Genomic DNA, 18,121 nt, shown 5'->3' with positions numbered 1-18,121 from the left:
CAGCTCATCCACGGTTTAAGCCACCTGAGGGGTGACGGGCTCTCGACCGCCGCCACGGATCAGGCAAGCACCTGGTCCGTGGCACCCTCAACAATGCACGATTCCAAACACACAAGGGGTGTTCCAGGAAACACCAACGCCTCACTCCGCTGGAACACCCCTCATCCGTCGCCTTCGGCGACACCTTCTCCCACAAGGGGAGAAGGGAAAGAGCGCTCGGTGCGGATCGCCGTTCACTCCCTCCCCGCATCATGCTAACCACCCTGCATGGCACAGAAGAAAGCATTCGAGGTCGACGGTTGGCTCGCGCGGCCTGATCCGCGCATCTCGATCGTCCTGCTCTATGGCCCCGATCGCGGCCTTGTCTCGGAGCGGGCGAAGGCCTTTGCCGGGAAGACCGGCCTGCCGCTCGACGATCCGTTCTCGGTGGTCAGGCTCGAGGGTTCGGAGGTCGACCGCGACGAGGGCCGCCTGCTCGACGAGGCCCGCACCGTACCGATGTTTTCCGACCGGCGGCTGCTCTGGGTGCGCAACGCCACCGGACAAAAGGCGCTGGCCGACGACGTCAAGGCGCTGACGGCGGAGCCGGCGAGGGACGCCATCATCCTGATCGAGGCCGGCGATTTGAAGAAAGGCGTCGGGCTGCGCGCGGTGGTCGAGGGCGCCGACAATGCCATGGCCTTGCCCTGCTACGCCGATGAGGCCCGCGACATCGACACCGTCATCGACGACGAGCTGCGCAAGGCCGGCATGTCGATGACGCTTGAGGCGAGGCAAGCGCTGCGCCGCAATCTCGGCGGCGACCGGCTGGCCTCGCGCGGCGAGATCGAAAAACTCGCCCTCTACGCCCACGGCCAGAGGGAAATCGGGCTGGAAGAGGTGCGAGCCATGTCCGGCGACGTGTCCGGCGCCTCGTTCGACGACGCCGTCGACGCGCTGCTCGAAGGCAAGGTCGGCGACTTCGACACCGCCTTCACCCGCCATTGCCACGGTGGCGGCCCGCCTTTCCTGGTGCTGTCCTCGGCGATGCGGCAGTTACAGCAGATCCAGGTCATGCGCGGCCAGATGGAGACCGGCGGCCGCAACGCCGCTTCCGTCGTCGCCGCCGCCCGCCCGCCGGTCTTTTTCTCCAGGCGCAAGCTGGTGGAAAAGACGCTGGAGCGCTGGAACAGCGAAGCGCTCGGCCGCGCGCTGAACCGCCTGCAGTCAGCCGTGCTGCAGACGCGGCGCCGGCCGGACCTGTCGGTGGCGCTGGCTCGGCAGGCGCTGCTGGGGATCGCGGTGGAAAGCGCGCGGCTGGCGCAAAGGTAGCAGAGCGATCTCCCCTTTTCGGTGCCGAGCGCTGGTTAATTCATGCTCATGGCGCCCACCGGCTGAAAGGTTGGCAGCGCCTGTGGAAAGACCAGCACCGCCGCGCCATAAAGGAGCAGAGCGACACCCGACATCTTTGCGATCCGATCTCCTGCCGGAAGGGTCTTTTCCGCAAGGACCAGCAAGGTGACCACGGCCATCGCGGCGACGTTCATGATCCCGAGAGGAAAGAGGGCGAGAAACAAGAGCCAGCAGCAGCCCAGGCAGAAAAGTCCGTGCTCCAGGCCCATGCGAACCGCGCCCCAGTAACCGTCGCGCCATGAGGTCAGGATGAAGCCGATCGGCGTGCGGCATTTGGCCAGACACAGATCCTTCAGCGGGGAGAGTTGATAGGCGCCGGCAACCATCAGCAGCGCGCCGCCGATGCGCGCGGCCGTCGCCGTGGACAATCCCACATGTCCGGCAAGCATCTCCGCACCCGCCGCGCCGGCAAAGGCGATAACGCCCATCACGCCCCAAACCAGCATGTACCCGGCCACGAACACCCAGCTCGAGACAAAGGTCTCGCCGCGGCCCCGTTTGCCGGCCTGGACCGTGTGAAAGGTCAGGATCATGGGCGCGGCCGTCGGAAACATCATGGCGATCATCATGATCATCCAAACGGCAAGGAACAGCGGCGCCCTCATGCCCATGGTGAGTGAGTATATTTCCATGCGCATGTCCGCGTCCATGCCCATCTGCTGCCAGACGAGCAGGATCCACGCCGCCGCGGCGATGGAGATCAGCAGCGCGAGAATGATGTATCGCTGGAACGTCGGCGCCATGGACAAGTACGTTCCGTACCATGCGGCCAGCTTCTACTGCTGGCCAGACCAGTTGATCGGGGCGTAATGTCCGTTTCGGCGGGAATTGTCCCAGCTCATGCCATGGTCGCTGAATGTGCTGCCTTCCGCCCCCATCGCCATGGCGAGCCAGTCGGGATTGACAGGATGGCCGGTGGCCGCCCACATCTGCCCATCCTCGCGCATTGTCGGCAGTGGCTCGACAGCCATCCGCATGATGCCCGCAATCTCCGCCGACCGCTTGTTGCCGTCTATCCGGTAGCTTATCGGCACCTTCTTGGCGCCGAGGTTCGTGCCGATCATGGGTGCCAATACCGCCATGGGGCCGCCGGCCGCGCCAGTGAAGATGGCACCTAGCGCCTCTGTTTGCCCGTCATCGGCCCGTTCGTCGATATAGGCGGCGGCCGTCCAGTCGCCGTTTGCCATCGGACCCGGCGTGTGAGCAACCATCGCGACGCTCAGCCCATCCAATCGAACGTCGCCGTAATTGCCGGTATCGATGTGAAAGACCAAACCAACGTCGCAAACGCCTCTCGTCGGCTTCGATGTCAGCTGCGCGTTGGTGGACAGCAGGCAAGGACACACGACATCGCAGCTACAATTTTCGAAGTAACTTCCGGACAATTGCCAACGGACTGCCATTTGCACCTCCCGTTTGCGTCAGGCGCGTCGGCATATCGTTTTGGCGAGGCGATGCCATTCATGGGCATGTAGGAATGGCAGACAGCCCTCGCCGCGGCTGACCGGCACGCTAGGGCAGATAATTTAAGCCATCTCTAATTGAGGTTATACCGTTGCCCGGCACTGTCAAGCCGCGAGCGCCAGGGCTGGCGAGAGGCGTTGCAGGGGATCGCCGTGGAGAGCGCGAGGCTGGGGCAGTGGTAGGCGCCCTATTCCTTCTCCCCCTGTGGGAGAAGGTGGATCGGCGCGTAGCGCCGAGACGGATGAGGGGTGTTCCAGCGGAGTGATACGTTGGCGTTCCCTGGAGCACCCCTCATCCGTCGCCTTCGGCGACACCTTCTCCCACAAGGGGAGAAGGGAGAACCGCGCGAAACATTCGCCGGCTAAATACCAAGCATCCCGGGAAAGGTTTGTCGCGGCATCTCGCTCTAACTTCTTGTTTTTACGCGATTCCCAAGGGGAAGCGCTATGCGCTTCTCCCGGGAAAACCGCTACGCACTTTTCCTGGAATTGCTCTAACTGCGTGGAAACAACAGTCAGAACGGATTGGTAGTCCAGTGAATCACCGGGCCACCTCTAATCCTGCTTCAGCCTCCGGCACAGCTCGTCCAGCTGCTCCAGGCTCCGATACGCAACCCGCAACACCCCGCCCTTGCCCTTGTGGTCGACCGTGACGATCATGCCGGTCGTGTCGGTGAGCAGCTTTTCCAGCGCCAACGTGTCGGCGTCCTTTTCGGCGGCCGGCGCGGCGGGCTTGGCGGCGTTGGAAGGTGTGCCCGCCGGCATCTGCGCCAGCGCTTCGGCCTGGCGCACGGAAAGGCCTTCCTCGACGATGCGCTTGGCAAGGCCCGCCGGGTCCTCGGCCGTCACCAGCGTGCGGGCGTGGCCGGCCGACAGCGCGCCGTCGACCAGCATGTCGCGGATCACGTCGGGCAGCTTCAACAATCTCAAAGTGTTGGCCACATGGCTGCGGCTCTTGCCGATCACCTGGCCGAGATCAGCCTGGGTGTAGCCATGGTCGTCGATGAGCTGCTGGTAACCCTGCGCCTCTTCGACCGGATTGAGGTCGGCGCGCTGGACGTTCTCGATGATCGCCAGTTCCAGCGCCGTGCGGTCGTTGACATCGCGGATGATGACCGGGATCTCGGTCAGCCCGGCGCGCTGCGCCGCCCGCCAGCGGCGCTCGCCGGCGATGATCTCGTAGCGGCCCGCCTGGGTGGGCGACGGCCGCGCCACGACCGGCTGCACGACGCCATGCTCGCGGATCGACTGGGCGAGGTCGGTCAGTTCGGCATCGCCGAAATGCCGGCGCGGATTTTTCGGATTGGCGCTGATGAACTCGATCGGCACCTTGCCATCGGCGCTCATGCCCGGTTTTTCCGGTGCGGCCGGGCGGTCGATCTCACCGATCAAAGCTGCCAGCCCGCGACCCAGTCTTTTCCTCGAGAGATCTTCGTTCATCTTTATTCCACGTCTATTTCGAATCGTTTCGGTATCGAATCGGCTGTTGATTATGCATCTGGCCTAATCAAGCGGCGCGCAATTTACGCTCGCGGCGGATCACTTCGGAGGCCAGCTGCAGATAGGCCTGGCTGCCAGAGCATTTCAGGTCGTAGAGGATCGCCGGCTTGCCATAGGACGGCGCTTCGGACACGCGCACATTGCGCGGTATGATGGTCTCATAGACCTTATCGCCCATATGCTCGCGCACGTCCTGCACCACCTGGTTGGCGAGGTTGTTGCGGCCGTCATACATGGTCAGCACGATGCCCTGGATGGTGAGATCCGGATTGATCGAGCGGCGCACCTGTTCGACGGTTTCGAGCAACTGGCTGAGGCCTTCCAGCGCGAAGAACTCGCATTGCAGCGGCACGAGAACGGAGTCGGCCGCCGCCATGGAATTCAAGGTCAAAAGATTGAGCGAGGGTGGGCAGTCGATCAGCACATAGCCGAAGGGCGCCCCGCGCTCGGTCGCGGCACGCAGCGCATTGCGCAGCTTGAGGACCCGGTCGGGCGCCGATGCGATCTCCATCTCGATGCCGAGCAGGTCGAGCGTCGAGGGCACGATCGACAGGCCGGGCACCGCGGTCGGAATGGCCGCGGCTTCCAGGTCCAGTTCGCCCGTCAGCACATCATAGGACGAGACCGTCCGGTCCTTGCGGTCGATGCCGAGGCCGGTGCTTGCATTGCCTTGCGGGTCGAGGTCGACGATCAGCACTTTCTCACCGATCGCCGCCAGCGCGGTGGCCAGGTTGATGGCGGTGGTCGTCTTGCCGACACCGCCCTTCTGGTTGGCTACGGTGATGATTCGAGGGCCGTTCTTCATCATGGGCTTATGCCAGAAATTCATCTTTGGGTCGCCGAATAATCAGGCCGGTCTCGGTTCAGACAGGCCGCACATTGGACAATTCGAGGATGACGCCGCTGGCGTCGGTCACGCTCGGATGTTCTACCAGATCGAAGGTCCACCGGTTAACGCTTTCTTGCACTTCGGCGCGGTAATCCCGGCCTTTGTGGAACAATCCGCGCGCGCCCGAGGTCAGCCATGGCGCGGACAGGTCGAGCAGGACCGGAAGCGAAGCCAGCGCCCGCGCCGTGACGATTTGCGGCTTAGAAACAAGCACATGGCTGTCCTCGATACGGCGCGCCACGACGCGCGCCGGCAAGCCGAATTGACCGATGACGGTCTGCAGGAAAGAGGCCTTCTTGCGGTTGCTTTCGACCAGATCGATGCTGGCCCCCGGGCGCTCGGCGAGCAGAAAGGCCATGATAAGCCCAGGAAAGCCGCCACCGGAACCGATGTCGACCCAATGCCTGGCTTCAAGCTCTATCCGTGCGAGCTGGGCGCTGTCCAGTATGTGGCGCTGCCAGACATCGGCCGCGGTCGACTGTGCCACGAGATTGATGCTGCGATTCCATTTCTGGAACATGTCTTCGAACGCCACCAGGCGCTCGAATGTTTCACGTGAAACCGGGCCGGCGGCGTCCTGCAGGCTCTTCAGGGAAAACGAGCTCACGCAACGTCCCTCTGCTCGGCCTTTTGTGCTGATTCCCAATGGCGGACATGCGCGACGATGATCGCCAGCGCTGCCGGCGTCATCCCTTCCATGCGCTGGGCATCCGCGATGGAGCGCGGCCGCCGCGCCTGCATCTTCTGCTTCAGCTCATTGGACAGTCCGGGCACGCCGGCGAAATCGACCGTCTCCGGGATCAGCCGGCTCTCTTCATGCCGGATCTGCGCGACATCCGTGCTCTGGCGATCGAGATAGACCGAATATTTTGCTTCCGTTTCGAGACGCTCGGCGGTCTTGGCGTCGATGTCGTGAAACTTCGGCTCGACCCTGGCCAGCCAGGCCACGTCGACGCCGGGATAGGCCAGGAGTTCAAAGCCAGACCGACGCACGCCGTCGCGGTTGATCTCCAGACCGTGCCGTGCCGCCTCGTTCGGCGTCATGGTCAGCGAAAGCGCCAGCTGGCGCGCTTCGTCGAGCCGCCGCATGACATCGGCATAACGCTGCATCCGTCGCGCCGAGGCGATCCCAAGCTTGTCGGCCAGCGGGGTCAGCCGCTCATCGGCGTTGTCGGCGCGCAGCGACAGCCGGAACTCGGCCCGCGAGGTGAACATCCGATAGGGTTCGCTGATGCCGCGGCTGGTCAAATCGTCGACCATCACGCCGATATAGGCCTGGGTGCGGCTGAGGACGACCTGCTTGACCCCTCCGGCGCGCTGCGCGGCATTGAGGCCGGCGAGCAGGCCCTGTCCAGCCGCCTCTTCATAGCCGGTCGTGCCGTTGATCTGCCCGGCGAGAAAGAGCCCGGCGACGCGCTTGGTCTCCAGTGTCTGATGCAGTTCGCGCGGATCGACGTGGTCATATTCTATGGCATAGCCGGGCTGCAGCATGACCGCACGCTCCAGCCCCGGAATGGTCTTGAGGATATCGAGCTGAACGTCTTCCGGCAGCGAGGTCGAAATCCCGTTGGGATAGACAGTGTGGTCGTCGAGCCCTTCCGGCTCGAGAAAGATCTGGTGCCCGTCCCGATCGCCGAACTTGACGATCTTGTCCTCGATCGACGGGCAATAGCGCGGCCCGACGCCTTCGATCGAGCCGGAATACATCGCCGAACGGCCAAGATTGGCGCGGATCAGTTCATGCGTCGCCGTCGTCGTGCGGGTAATGCCGCAATCGATCTGCGGTGTGACGATGCGGTCGGTCATCAGGGAGAACGGCACGGGATGCTCGTCCGCCGCCTGGCTGTCGAGCGATGCCCAGTCGATGGTCCGCCCATCGAGCCGCGGTGGCGTGCCGGTCTTGAGCCGCCCGAGCTTGAACCCGGCGCGGTCCATCGTCGCCGACAATCCCATGCTGGCCTTCTCGTTTATGCGGCCGGCGACGATCTTCTTCTCGCCGATGTGGATGAGCCCGCGCAGGAAGGTTCCTGTCGTCAGCACCACGGCGCCGCAGGCAAGTCGGCGGCCGTCCGCCAGGACAACCGCGGCGATCTTTCCATCGGATATTTCGAAATCGAGAACTTCACCCTCGACGACGTCGAGATCGTTCTGCTGCCGAATCGCTTCCTGCATGGCCAGACTATAGAGCTTCCTGTCGGCCTGCGTGCGCGGACCACGCACCGCCGGGCCCTTGCGGCGGTTGAGCAGACGGAACTGGATCCCGGCGGCATCCGCCACGCGGCCCATCAGCCCGTCCATCGCGTCGATCTCGCGCACCAGATGCCCCTTGCCGAGACCGCCGATCGCCGGGTTGCACGACATGACGCCGATCGTATCGAAACGCAGCGATACCAGAGCGGTGCTGGCGCCGGCGCGCGCGGCCGCGCTGGCAGCCTCGCAACCGGCATGGCCGCCGCCCACCACAACCACATCATAGTGATCGGTCATTTTACATAGGTCCCGGACTCAATGAGATGAGCGACACATGTCCCTGCGAGGCCATGCTGTCAAGAAAACTTCCGCGCGACGTTTCACGTGAAACAGGGAAAGGCTGCTTCTGTCCGCGTTTCACGTGAATCACGGCCCCAAGACTGTTTCACGTGAGTCAGTCGGAGTCTCTGGTAGCCTGCGCGCATGTTTCACGTGAGTCATTTTCCAATGCAAAACTGGGAAAAGATCACATCGAGCAAGTCTTCGACGTCCACCGCGCCCACGATTCGCCCCAGCCGATCGGCTGCCAGGCGCAGTTCTTCGGCGCGCAATTCCTGGGCGCAGCGCTCATCGGCGGCGCGGTGCAGATGCCGGTTCGCGGCATTGAGCAACTCGACATGGCGTAGCCGCGACGGCAGCACGTCGCCGGCGCCGCCCGCTGCCTGACTGGCGCGGCGCCCGATCTCCGCAAGCAATCCGTCCACGCCCGTCCCGTCGACCACCGATATGCCAAACTCATAGCGCCGAACCCCATTGTGAGCCGCTTCGCTGTCAAGCAGATCAAGCTTGGTGCCAACGCGCAATGCCGGCGCCGTCACTGTCAGCGGACCCGCATCCCTTGGGTTGGCGGCGTCCTCGAGCAACAGCACGAGATCGGCGCGATCCGCCTTGGCTTTCGCCTTCTCTATGCCAATCGCCTCGACCTTCCCCGGCGCATCCCGCAACCCGGCCGTATCGGTCAGCCTGACACGCAGGCCTTCGAGGTCCAGCACCACCTCCAGCAGGTCGCGGGTGGTGCCGGGTTCATCCGTTACAATAGCCGCATCGCGCCGCGCCAAGGCATTGAACAGGCTGGACTTGCCGGCATTGGGCGCGCCGAGGATGACGACTTCGAAGCCGTCGCGGATGATTTCGGCGGCGTGGAATCCCGCTATATGGCGGTCAATTTCCGACATCATCGACCGCACGTCTGACCAAACCGTATCCGAAACGGAACCCGGTACGTCATCCTCATCGGCGAAGTCGATCTCCGCCTCGATCATCGCCCGCGCATGGATCAGGCGCCGACGCCAATTGAGGTAGAGCTCGCGCTGCGCGCCTTCGGCATTTTGGATAGCAAAACGCCGCTGCGCTTCCGTCTCGGCGTTGACGAGGTCGGCCAGCGCCTCGGTCTCGACCAGGTCGACCTTGCCATTGAGGAACGCGCGGCGCGTGAATTCTCCAGGTTCGGCATGCCTGACGCCGTCAAAGCCAGCGATCGTCTCCAGCATCCTGGCCACCACGGCGCGGCCGCCATGAACATGAAACTCGGCGACATCCTCACCGGTGAAGCTCGCGGGCCCGGGGAAGAAGAGAACCAAACCGCTGTCGAGCAGCGTCCCATCCGCCGCCTTGAACCTGCGCAGAACCGCGCTCCGCTCCTTAACCATGCCGCCGGCGATCGTTTCGATAACGAATCGAGTCCTTGGGCCGGATATGCGCAGCACCGCGACACCGGCGGGGAGCCGGCCGCTCGACAGCGCCACGATCGATTCGCCTGAAATCATTTGCCCGCTCTACCGAACCGCCCTAGCTTCCGCCTCATCACCGCCCCCGGATTGCCCCGAAAGTTTTGCCCTTGTGACTTTGCCCGCGCGAAACCTGCTTGCCGACGAGGCCAGCCCCTATCTGCAGCAGCACAGCGGCAATCCCGTGCACTGGCGGGGATGGTCGCCGGCATCGCTGGAAGAAGCAAAGGCGCTGGACAGGCCTATCCTGCTCTCCATCGGCTATGCCGCCTGCCACTGGTGCCATGTCATGGCCCATGAAAGCTTCGAGAATGACGACGTCGCCGCCGTCATGAACCGTCTGTTCGTCAATATCAAGGTCGACCGCGAGGAGCGCCCCGACATCGACCAGATCTACATGGCGGCCCTGTCCTCAATGGGCGAGCAGGGCGGCTGGCCGCTGACCATGTTCCTTACGCCGGACGGCAAGCCGTTCTGGGGCGGCACCTATTTTCCGCGCGAGCCGCGTTATGGCCGTCCGGGATTCATCCAGGTGATGGAAGCGGTCGACAAGGCCTGGCGCGACAAGCGGGCGAGCCTGCACCAGAGCGCCGATGGCCTGACCTCCCATGTCGAGGCGCGGCTCTCGGCCACGCATGCCAAGGCGCTTCTCGATCGCGATACGCTGTCCGACCTTGCCGGCCGCATCGGCGGCATGGTCGACCGCGACCGCGGCGGCCTCGCCGGCGCGCCGAAATTCCCGAACGCGCCGTTCATGCAAACGTTGTGGCTGTCCTGGCTGCGCGACGGCAATGCCGCGCATCGTGACGACGTTCTCACCAGCCTCGAACATATGCTGAGCGGCGGCATCTACGATCACATCGGCGGCGGGCTCAGCCGCTATTCGACGGACGCCGAATGGCTGGTGCCGCATTTCGAGAAGATGCTCTACGACAACGCCCAACTCATCCGTCTCTGCAACTGGGCTCACGCGGCAACCGGCAACAATCTGTTCCGGATACGAATCGAAGACACGGTCGATTGGCTGCTGCGCGAAATGCGGGTCGACGGCGGCGCCTTTGCCGCCAGTCTCGACGCCGACAGCGATGGCGAGGAAGGGCTGTTCTACACCTGGAGCAGGGAAGAGATCGAATCCGTCCTTGGCGGCGATTCAGCTTTGTTTTTCAAATACTTCACGCTTTCCAGCCCGCCCGGTTGGGAAGGCAAGCCAGTGGTCCACCAGACCCTCTCCCAGCAAGCGCTTGGTGTGGGGGACCGGGACCAGTTGGTGCCGCTCAAGGCAAGGCTTCTCGCTGTGCGGGAAGAACGCGTCAGGCCGGGCCTGGATGCAAAGACCCTTACCGACTGGAACGGCCTGATGATCGCCGCCCTCGCCGAAGCTGGCCGCTCGCTGGCCCGCCCGGATTGGGTCGAGGCGGCGGCAAAGGCCTTTGCCCATGTCAGCGCCGCCAGCCGCGACAATCGCTTGCCGCATTCCATGCTCGGCGCCCGGAAATTGTTTCCCGCTCTGTCGAGCGACTATGCCGCTATGACCAACGCCGCGATCTCGCTGTTCGAAGCCACGGGCGATTGGAATTATGTCGAAAAGGCCAGCCAGTTCCTCGAACAACTGGACCGTTGGCACGCCGACGCCGAAGGGGCGGGCTACTATCTGACGGCCTCGGACAGCACCGACGTGCCGATCCGCATCAGGGGGGATGTCGACGAGGCCATTCCGTCGGCCACCAGCCAGATCATCGAGGCGCAGCTCCGGCTCGCCTCCCTCACCGGCAATCTCGACTTGCAGGAGAAGGCGTGGAAAACCGCCGAGCACGCCGCCGGCCGCGCCGCGCATCAGGCCTATGGCCAGACGGGCATCGTCAATGCCTGCGCGCTTGCCATCGAGCCGCTGAAACTGGTCATCGTCGATGGGCCGGACGATCCGAAGCTCATTCCGGTCGCGAATCGAAATCCCGATCCGCGTCGCGTCGATATCGTCGTGCCGATCGGTACGGCGGCGAATCGACCCCTGCTGCCCGGCGGAATCCTGCCGCCGACCAACCGGCGCGGCGCCTGGTTCTGCACCGGCCAGGTCTGCCTGCCGGTGGTTACGGATCCGGATGAGCTGGAAGGATTGCTGCGGCGACCCTAACTCGCCGCGAGATGATAGGGCAGGAAGCGGACACGGCGCAGATCCGAGAACGAAGAGGAGGGGGCGAACCCCCTCCGAACTCAAGTGTTCATCGAATCGAAGAAATCGCCATTGGTCTTGGTCTGCTTCAGCTTGTCGATCAGGAATTCGATCGCGTCGGTGGTTCCCATCGGCGCCAGGATACGGCGCAGCACGAAGATCTTCTGCAGGTCCTGGCGCGACACCAGCAGGTCTTCCTTGCGGGTACCGGACTTCAGGATGTCGATTGCCGGATAGATGCGCTTGTCGGCCACCTTGCGGTCGAGCTGGATTTCGCAGTTGCCGGTGCCCTTGAACTCTTCGAAGATGACTTCGTCCATGCGGCTGCCGGTGTCGATCAGCGCCGTGGCGATGATGGTCAGCGAGCCGCCTTCCTCGATGTTGCGGGCGGCACCGAAGAAGCGCTTCGGCCGCTGCAGCGCGTTGGCGTCGACACCACCGGTCAGCACCTTGCCGGATGACGGCACGACGGTGTTGTAGGCGCGGCCGAGGCGAGTGATCGAATCCAGCAGGATCACCACATCACGGCCGTGCTCGACCAGGCGCTTGGCCTTCTCGATGACCATTTCGGCGACCTGGACGTGGCGCACCGCCGGCTCGTCGAAGGTCGAGGAGATCACCTCGCCTTTGACCGAACGCTGCATGTCGGTCACTTCCTCCGGTCGCTCGTCGATCAGAAGCACGATCAGATAGCATTCCGGATGATTGGCGGTGATCGAGTGCGCGATGTTCTGCAACAGCACCGTCTTGCCGGTGCGCGGCTGTGCGTTGATCAAAGCGCGCTGGCCCTTGCCGATCGGCGCCACCAGGTCGATCACGCGAGGCGATATGTCCTTGCTGGGCGGATTGTCGACCTCCATCTTCAGCCGCGAGGTCGGATAGAGCGGCGTCAGATTATCGAAGTGGATCTTGTGGCGGATCTTTTCGGGATCGTCGAAATTGATCGTGTTGACCTTGAGCAGCGCGAAATAGCGCTCGCCCTCCTTCGGGCTGCGGATCGGTCCTTCCACCGTATCGCCGGTCTTCAGCGAAAAGCGCCGGATCTGCGACGGCGAGATATAGATGTCGTCGGGACCTGGCAAATAGTTGGCATTGGCGGAGCGCAGGAAGCCGAAACCGTCCTGCAGCACCTCGACCACACCGTCACCGATGATTTCGATGTCCTGGGCGGCGAGCTTCTTCAGGATCGCGAACATCAGTTCCTGCTTGCGCATGACGCTGGCGTTCTCGACCTCGAGCGATTCGGCATAAGCGATCAGCTCTGGCGGCTTCTTGTTCTTGAACTCGGTGAGTTTCATTTCTTGCATTAGACGGACTCTGGGTAGGCTTTGGGGAAAAAAATCGGCGGGATGCGACAAATGCCGGGCGCGGCCGAAAGCAATGAGGGGCGGCGCATGACGGGAAGGAAGACCCGTCTTGTATCGTCGGTCGGCTGAAAGAGCAAGCCGCCTTTTGATGGTGCCGGATGAAGCCTCAGAAGGGCTTCACGACGACCAGGATCACGATTGCGATCATCAGCAATGTGGGGATCTCGTTGACGATCCGCCAGTGCCTTGCCGGTTTTTCGTTGCGGTCCTCGGCGAATTTGCGCACCGCGGCGGCCAGATAGCCATGAATGCCAGACAAAATCAGCACCAGGCCGATCTTGGCATGCAGCCAGCCGCCCTGGAACGCGAAGATCTTCCAGGCCAGCCACAGCCCGAACACCCAGGTGAGGATCATCGCCGGATTGATGATGCCGCGCAGCAGACGCCGCTCCATCACCTTGAAGGTTTCGGATTGGACGGAGCCCTTCTCCGCGTCGACGTGATAGACAAACAGCCGCGGCAGATAGAGCATGCCGGCCATCCAGGAAACGACGGCGAGGATATGGATCGCCTTTGCCCAGGGATAGAAGCTTTCCGGTGCGAAGAAAAACAAAAGCGCGGTGAGAACGATCAGGACTGCGATGCCGACGGCCATGCGCTTCATCGCCTGGCCGGTGCTGTTGGTGTCATCTCTGTCAGCCATCAGCGTGCCGCGCTCCGGACCTGTTTCACCATCGCCTCGACATGCGCCACCGGCGTGTCGGGGGTGATGCCGTGGCCGAGATTGAAGATCAGCGGCCCGTCCCCCAACGCCTTGAGGATCGCCTCGACGCCATCGGCCAGCGCCTGCCCGCCGGCCACCAGCCGCAAGGGATCGAGGTTGCCCTGGACCGCTCCTTGCCGCTGCAACGCCTTCGCTGCCTCGAGCGGCACCGTCCAGTCGATGCCGAGCCCGGTCACGCCGGTCTTGGCGCGATAGCTCTGGTAGCGCGCTCCTGCCCCCTTGGGAAAACCGATGATGGGCACGTCGGGATGGACGGCCCGAACCTGCCTGACGATTTCGGCCACCGGTTCGACGCAGCACTGTTCGAACGAGGCATCGTCGAGCACCCCCGACCAGGAATCGAAGATCTGCACGACATCCGCACCGGCCTCGATCTGGCGGATCAGGTAGGAAGCCGAATGATCGGCGAGCACTTTCAGCAGCTGCCGAAACGCGGCCGGCTCGCGGTAGGCGAACAGCCGCGCCGGCGCCTGGTCCGGCGTACCGTGACCGGCGATCATGTAGGTCGCCACCGTCCATGGCGCGCCGCAGAAGCCGATCAGCGTCGTCTCGTCGGGCAATTTCGCCCGCAGCCTCCGAACCGTCTCGTAGACCGGCTCGAGATTCACGTGAAACATCTCGCTTCCCAGCGCCGCGATCTCGGCCGCGGAAATCGGCGTCAGCAGCGGCCCGCGCCCTTCCTCGAAGCGCACGTCGCGGCCAAGCGCATGGGGAACGACAAGGATGTCCGAGAACATGATCGAAGCGTCGAAGCCGAAGCGCTCGATCGGCTGCAGCGTCACTTCGACGGCAAGGTCGGGGTCGTAGCAGAGATCCAGGAAGGAACCGGCACGCTTTCGCGTTTCCCTATATTCCGGCAGATAGCGCCCGGCCTGGCGCATCATCCAGAGCGGAGGAGGAAACACCGCCTTGCCCTTCAGGACATCCAGCATGATCCGTCTTGCAGGCATCGAGCGCTCGCCTCTCCCGGCTTCCTCTTAATCAAATATCTTATTTTAAAAGAGTCTTCTGATTATAAGAGTCTGTTGGTTGTGGTGGTTGTCACCTGTCCCGCTTTGGCCGCCAAAACGCCAGCAAGCATATTGTCGCGCACTCCCGATCGCGGTTTGCAGGGTTCTGGGGACAATCAGGAATCTCGCAGGCGAGTCAATGCGCTAGATCGACCACCCTCGAAGCCTCCCCTGTGGACAGGCGAAAGGCAAAACGTCTCGTCCACGAACTTGTCCCCAGCCGTCCGGCGAAGCTGACAGCGCATCGAATTGTGGACAAACCGGCATCTGATACAGTCGCCTCTGGCCAGTACGCCCGCCTGTCCAACCTTATCCACATCCGCCCACAGCCCCAGGTGACCCCTGTGAACAAACCCCAGAGCTTCTTCCACCTGCATCTGATTTCCGACGCCACGGGGGAAACGCTGCTCGCCGCCGGCCGCGCCGCTTCGGCGCAGTACAAGGATGCGCGCGCCATCGAGCACATCTACCCGCTCATCCGCACCGAAAAGCAGATAGCCAAGGTGTTCGAGGACATAGAGGAGGAGCCGGGCATCATCCTCTACACGGTCGTCGACCAGAAGCTGGCGCGCGGCATCGACGAACGCTGCGCGGCCATGGGCCTGCCTTGCGTGTCCGTGCTGGAACCCGTGCTCACCGTGTTCCAGTCCTATCTCGGCACCCCGGCCGGCCGCCGCGTCGGCGCCCAGCATGTTCTCGACGCCGAATATTTCCGCCGCATCGATGCGCTCAATTTCACCATGGACCACGATGACGGCCAGCTGCCGGCAAACATGGATGACGCCGATGTCGTGCTGATCGGCATATCCCGCACCTCGAAGACGCCGACCAGCATCTATCTCGCCAACCGCGGCATCAAGACCGCCAACATCCCGATCGTGCTCGGCGTGCCGGTGCCCGAAAGCCTGGTCACCGCCAGGACACCGCTGATCGTCGGATTGATCGCCACCGCCGAGCGCATCTCGCATGTGCGCCAGAACCGCATCCTCGGCAATTCGAGCACCTACGTGTCGACCGACTATGTCGACCGCGCCGCCATCAACGAGGAGCTCGCCTACGCCCGCCAGATCTGCACCCGCCACGGCTGGCCGATGATCGACGTCAGCCGCCGCTCGATCGAGGAGACGGCTGCGGCCATCGTTGCCCTGCGGGGGAAGACGAGATAGATGAGCGGACAGTGAGTTTTCCGAGTCACCTTTAGCGGAGGTCGGCGCCGCCCCTCACCTGCCTGCCGGCATCCTCTCCCCGTATAGTACGGGGAGAGGGGCGCTGCCGTTGATGGTTTCGCCAATCGCCGGCGTTGCCGGAAAGAGCGGCTGCACTGAAGCTGCCCCTTTCTCCCCGTCTCTATACGGGGAGAAATGTCCGGCAGGACAATGAGGGGCGGCGCCAACCTTACAGAGTAAAGCTCCTCATACGCCAACCGCGTTTGTATCTGCGCCCGAGTGCAAAAAATGACCGAAAAAATCATCCTCGCCTCAGGCAGCCCGTTCCGCAAGGCGATGCTGGTCGATGCCGGCGTCGACATCGAGGCGGTTCCCGCGACGCTGGACGAGCGGGCGCTGGAAGCGCCGTTGCAGGACAGCGGCGCCTCGCCCGAGGACGTCGCCCTGGTGCTGGCCGAAGCCAAGGCCACCGAAGTCAGCGAACGCCGGCCAGGCGCGCTGGTGCTTGGCTGCGACCAGACGCTGTCGCTCGGCGATGAGGTGTTCCACAAGCCGGCCGACATGGAAGGCGCGCGCCGCCATCTCCTGGCGCTGTCGGGCAAGACCCATCAGTTGAACAGCGCCGCCGTGCTGGTGCGCGACGGCAAGGTGCTGTGGCGCCATGTCGGCATCGCCTCGATGACCATGCGCAAGCTCGACCCCGCCTTCATCGGCCGCCATCTCGCCCGGGTCGGCGCCAAGGCATTGTCGAGCGTCGGCGCCTATCAAATCGAGGGCGAAGGCATCCAGCTATTCGAAAAAATCGAAGGCGACCATTTTACCATTGTCGGCCTGCCGCTGCTGGCGCTGCTGGCGGAGCTTCGCGCACTGGGAGCCATCGATGGCTGAGGCAATGAGGAAGGCCTTCGTTACCGGCCACCCGATAAAACATTCGCGCTCGCCGATGATCCACGGTCACTGGCTGGCCGAGCATGGCGTTGACGGCAGCTACCAGGCGATCGACGTGGCGCCGCGGGATTTCGCCGAATTCCTGGCGAGCATGCAGGCCAATGGCTATCGCGGCGGCAACGTCACCATCCCGCACAAGGAGGCGGCCTTTGCCGGGGTCGCGCGCCGCGACCACGCGGCGGACGAAATCGGTGCCGTCAACACGCTGTGGCTCGAGGAAGGCACTTTGTGGGGCGGCAACACCGACGGCCACGGCTTTGCCGCCAATCTCGACGATTACGCTCCGGGCTGGGCGTCCAGGGGCCCGGCCGTGGTGCTGGGTGCCGGCGGCGCCTCCCGCGCCGTCATCCACGCACTGAAGACGCGCGGCCTCAAAGACATCCGCATCGTCAACCGCACGCTCGCCCGAGCGATCGAATTGCGCGACCGCTTTGGCGCCGGCGTTTCGGCGCACGAAGTGGCCGCGACCGCCGAATTGCTGGGCGACGCCGGCCTGCTGGTCAACACCACCGCGCTGGGCATGCAGGGCAATGAGGGTTTGCCCGCCGACCCCACGCTGCTTCCCGACCATGCCGTGGTCAACGACATCGTCTACGTGCCGCTCGAGACCCCCCTGCTCGCCGCCGCGCGGGCACGGGGGCTGAAGCCGGTCGACGGGCTCGGCATGCTACTCAACCAGGCGGTGCCCGGCTTCGAACGCTGGTTCGGCGTCAGGCCGAAGGTGACGGCGGAGCTCCGCGCGATCATCGTTGCCGATCTGGTGCGCAAACCATGATCGTGCTCGGCCTCACCGGCTCGATCGGCATGGGCAAGTCGACCACGGCCAAGATGTTCGCCGAGGCCGGCGTGCCGGTGCATGATTCCGACGAAACGGTGCACCGCCTCTATGCCGGCAAGGCGGCCCCCCTGGTCGAGGCCGCCTTTCCCGGCACCACCGCTGACGGAAGCGTCGACCGCGCAAAACTCGGCGCCCGTGTGCTCGGCGACGCGGCGGCCTTGAAAAAGCTCGAAACCATCATCCATCCGCTGGTCCGCGCCGATGCCGACGCCTTCCTGGCCAAGCATCGTAACGCGGGCGAATCGATCGCCGTCCTCGACATCCCGCTGCTGTTCGAAACCGGCGGCCGTGGCCGGGTCGACAAGGTCGTCGTCGTCACCGCGCCGGCTGAAGTCCAGCGCCAGCGCGTGCTGGCACGGCCTGGCATGAGCGAGGAAAAACTGGCGTCGATCCTGGCCAAGCAGGTGCCGGATGCCGAAAAGCGACGGCTGGCCGATTTCGTCATCGATACCGGTAAAGGGCTGGACGCCGCGCGTGCTGCTGTTGCAGCGATCATTGCGGAACTTCGGGGATAAGCGGGGCAGCTGAGGCCCTTTCCTTCTCCCCTTGTGGGGCTGTTGCGCAGTTAGCTGAGAGATTGCTGTGGGGAGCGGATCGCCGCTTTTTGAGCGGGAATGGGTTCTGGTTTGGAGTTTCAGGCGGCAATTCAGCCCATTGGGCTGGATTGCGGACGCACC

The 18,121-nt window shown here is 63.8% G+C and carries 16 protein-coding genes; 6 read left to right on the top strand and 10 right to left on the bottom strand.

Annotated features, from left to right (window positions below):
• Nucleotides 1–267 precede the first annotated feature (267 nt).
• Entirely contained in the window at nucleotides 268–1,311 is a 1,044-nt protein-coding gene (gene holA, locus EN861_RS34000; RefSeq protein WP_135867808.1) for a DNA polymerase III subunit delta, read from the top strand.
• A gap of 35 nt (nucleotides 1,312–1,346) precedes the next feature.
• On the opposite strand, the gene EN861_RS33995 is transcribed toward holA, so the two are convergent.
• From EN861_RS33995 to mnmE, 7 genes are all read right to left on the bottom strand, one after another.
• The gene (locus EN861_RS33995; protein WP_127873597.1) at nucleotides 1,347–2,135 is read right to left on the bottom strand and encodes a DUF2182 domain-containing protein; all 789 of its coding nucleotides are present in this window, start codon (nucleotides 2,133–2,135) and stop codon (nucleotides 1,347–1,349) included.
• 33 nt (nucleotides 2,136–2,168) lie between these two features.
• The gene (locus EN861_RS33990; protein WP_127873596.1) at nucleotides 2,169–2,795 is read right to left on the bottom strand and encodes a DUF1326 domain-containing protein; all 627 of its coding nucleotides are present in this window, start codon (nucleotides 2,793–2,795) and stop codon (nucleotides 2,169–2,171) included.
• Between the two features lie 615 nt (nucleotides 2,796–3,410).
• Nucleotides 3,411–4,295, bottom strand: coding sequence for a ParB/RepB/Spo0J family partition protein (locus tag EN861_RS33975; protein ID WP_135867806.1), 885 nt, complete (start codon nucleotides 4,293–4,295; stop codon nucleotides 3,411–3,413).
• 67 nt (nucleotides 4,296–4,362) lie between these two features.
• Complete coding sequence (locus tag EN861_RS33970; RefSeq protein WP_031251964.1) at nucleotides 4,363–5,163, bottom strand: ParA family protein; 801 nt, start codon at nucleotides 5,161–5,163, stop codon at nucleotides 4,363–4,365.
• A gap of 55 nt (nucleotides 5,164–5,218) precedes the next feature.
• Nucleotides 5,219–5,851: a 16S rRNA (guanine(527)-N(7))-methyltransferase RsmG gene (gene rsmG / locus EN861_RS33965; RefSeq protein WP_135867805.1), complete on the bottom strand. Its 633-nt coding sequence runs from the start codon at nucleotides 5,849–5,851 to the stop codon at nucleotides 5,219–5,221.
• A complete protein-coding gene (gene mnmG / locus EN861_RS33960; protein ID WP_135867804.1) occupies nucleotides 5,848–7,731 on the bottom strand; it encodes a tRNA uridine-5-carboxymethylaminomethyl(34) synthesis enzyme MnmG in 1,884 nt (627 codons plus the stop codon). The genes rsmG and mnmG overlap by 4 nt, the downstream gene beginning before the upstream one ends.
• 200 nt (nucleotides 7,732–7,931) lie before the next feature.
• On the bottom strand, nucleotides 7,932–9,260 hold the full coding sequence (mnmE, locus tag EN861_RS33955) for a tRNA uridine-5-carboxymethylaminomethyl(34) synthesis GTPase MnmE (RefSeq protein ID WP_135867803.1): 1,329 nt from the start codon (nucleotides 9,258–9,260) through the stop codon (nucleotides 7,932–7,934).
• A 73-nt stretch (nucleotides 9,261–9,333) separates the two neighbouring features.
• On the opposite strand from mnmE, the gene EN861_RS33950 reads away from it, so the two are divergent.
• On the top strand, nucleotides 9,334–11,352 hold the full coding sequence (locus tag EN861_RS33950; RefSeq protein WP_135867802.1) for a thioredoxin domain-containing protein: 2,019 nt from the start codon (nucleotides 9,334–9,336) through the stop codon (nucleotides 11,350–11,352).
• An 80-nt stretch (nucleotides 11,353–11,432) separates the two neighbouring features.
• Here the strand turns inward: EN861_RS33950 and rho are convergent, their stop codons facing one another.
• The 3 genes from rho to hemE form a co-directional block, all read right to left on the bottom strand.
• Nucleotides 11,433–12,698 carry a transcription termination factor Rho gene (rho, locus tag EN861_RS33945; RefSeq protein ID WP_027145740.1) on the bottom strand — a complete coding sequence of 422 codons (1,266 nt, stop codon included), beginning with the start codon at nucleotides 12,696–12,698 and terminating at the stop codon, nucleotides 11,433–11,435.
• Nucleotides 12,699–12,864: 166 nt separating this feature from the next.
• Nucleotides 12,865–13,401, bottom strand: coding sequence for a protoporphyrinogen oxidase HemJ (hemJ, locus tag EN861_RS33940; protein WP_135867801.1), 537 nt, complete (start codon nucleotides 13,399–13,401; stop codon nucleotides 12,865–12,867).
• Nucleotides 13,401–14,432 carry a uroporphyrinogen decarboxylase gene (hemE, locus tag EN861_RS33935; protein WP_135867800.1) on the bottom strand — a complete coding sequence of 344 codons (1,032 nt, stop codon included), beginning with the start codon at nucleotides 14,430–14,432 and terminating at the stop codon, nucleotides 13,401–13,403. The genes hemJ and hemE overlap by 1 nt, the downstream gene beginning before the upstream one ends.
• 404 nt (nucleotides 14,433–14,836) lie before the next feature.
• On the opposite strand from hemE, the gene EN861_RS33930 reads away from it, so the two are divergent.
• From EN861_RS33930 to coaE, 4 genes are all read left to right on the top strand, one after another.
• Nucleotides 14,837–15,658 (top strand): pyruvate, water dikinase regulatory protein, encoded by an 822-nt coding sequence (locus EN861_RS33930; protein ID WP_127276242.1) that lies wholly within the window; start codon nucleotides 14,837–14,839, stop codon nucleotides 15,656–15,658.
• Between the two features lie 288 nt (nucleotides 15,659–15,946).
• Complete coding sequence (locus EN861_RS33920) at nucleotides 15,947–16,546, top strand: Maf-like protein (protein ID WP_135867799.1); 600 nt, start codon at nucleotides 15,947–15,949, stop codon at nucleotides 16,544–16,546.
• Nucleotides 16,539–17,381, top strand: coding sequence for a shikimate dehydrogenase (locus EN861_RS33915; protein ID WP_135867798.1), 843 nt, complete (start codon nucleotides 16,539–16,541; stop codon nucleotides 17,379–17,381). The genes EN861_RS33920 and EN861_RS33915 overlap by 8 nt, the downstream gene beginning before the upstream one ends.
• Nucleotides 17,378–17,959, top strand: a complete 582-nt coding sequence (gene coaE, locus EN861_RS33910) for a dephospho-CoA kinase (RefSeq protein WP_135867797.1) — start codon at nucleotides 17,378–17,380, stop codon at nucleotides 17,957–17,959. Before EN861_RS33915 ends, coaE begins: the two co-directional genes overlap by 4 nt.
• The last annotated feature ends 162 nt before the right edge of the window (nucleotides 17,960–18,121 follow it).

Origin of the sequence: Mesorhizobium sp. M8A.F.Ca.ET.218.01.1.1 (genome assembly GCF_004791165.1) — a bacterium.
Classification (GTDB): Bacteria; Pseudomonadota; Alphaproteobacteria; order Rhizobiales; family Rhizobiaceae; genus Mesorhizobium.
This window is presented reverse-complemented; position numbering and strand designations above follow the sequence as displayed.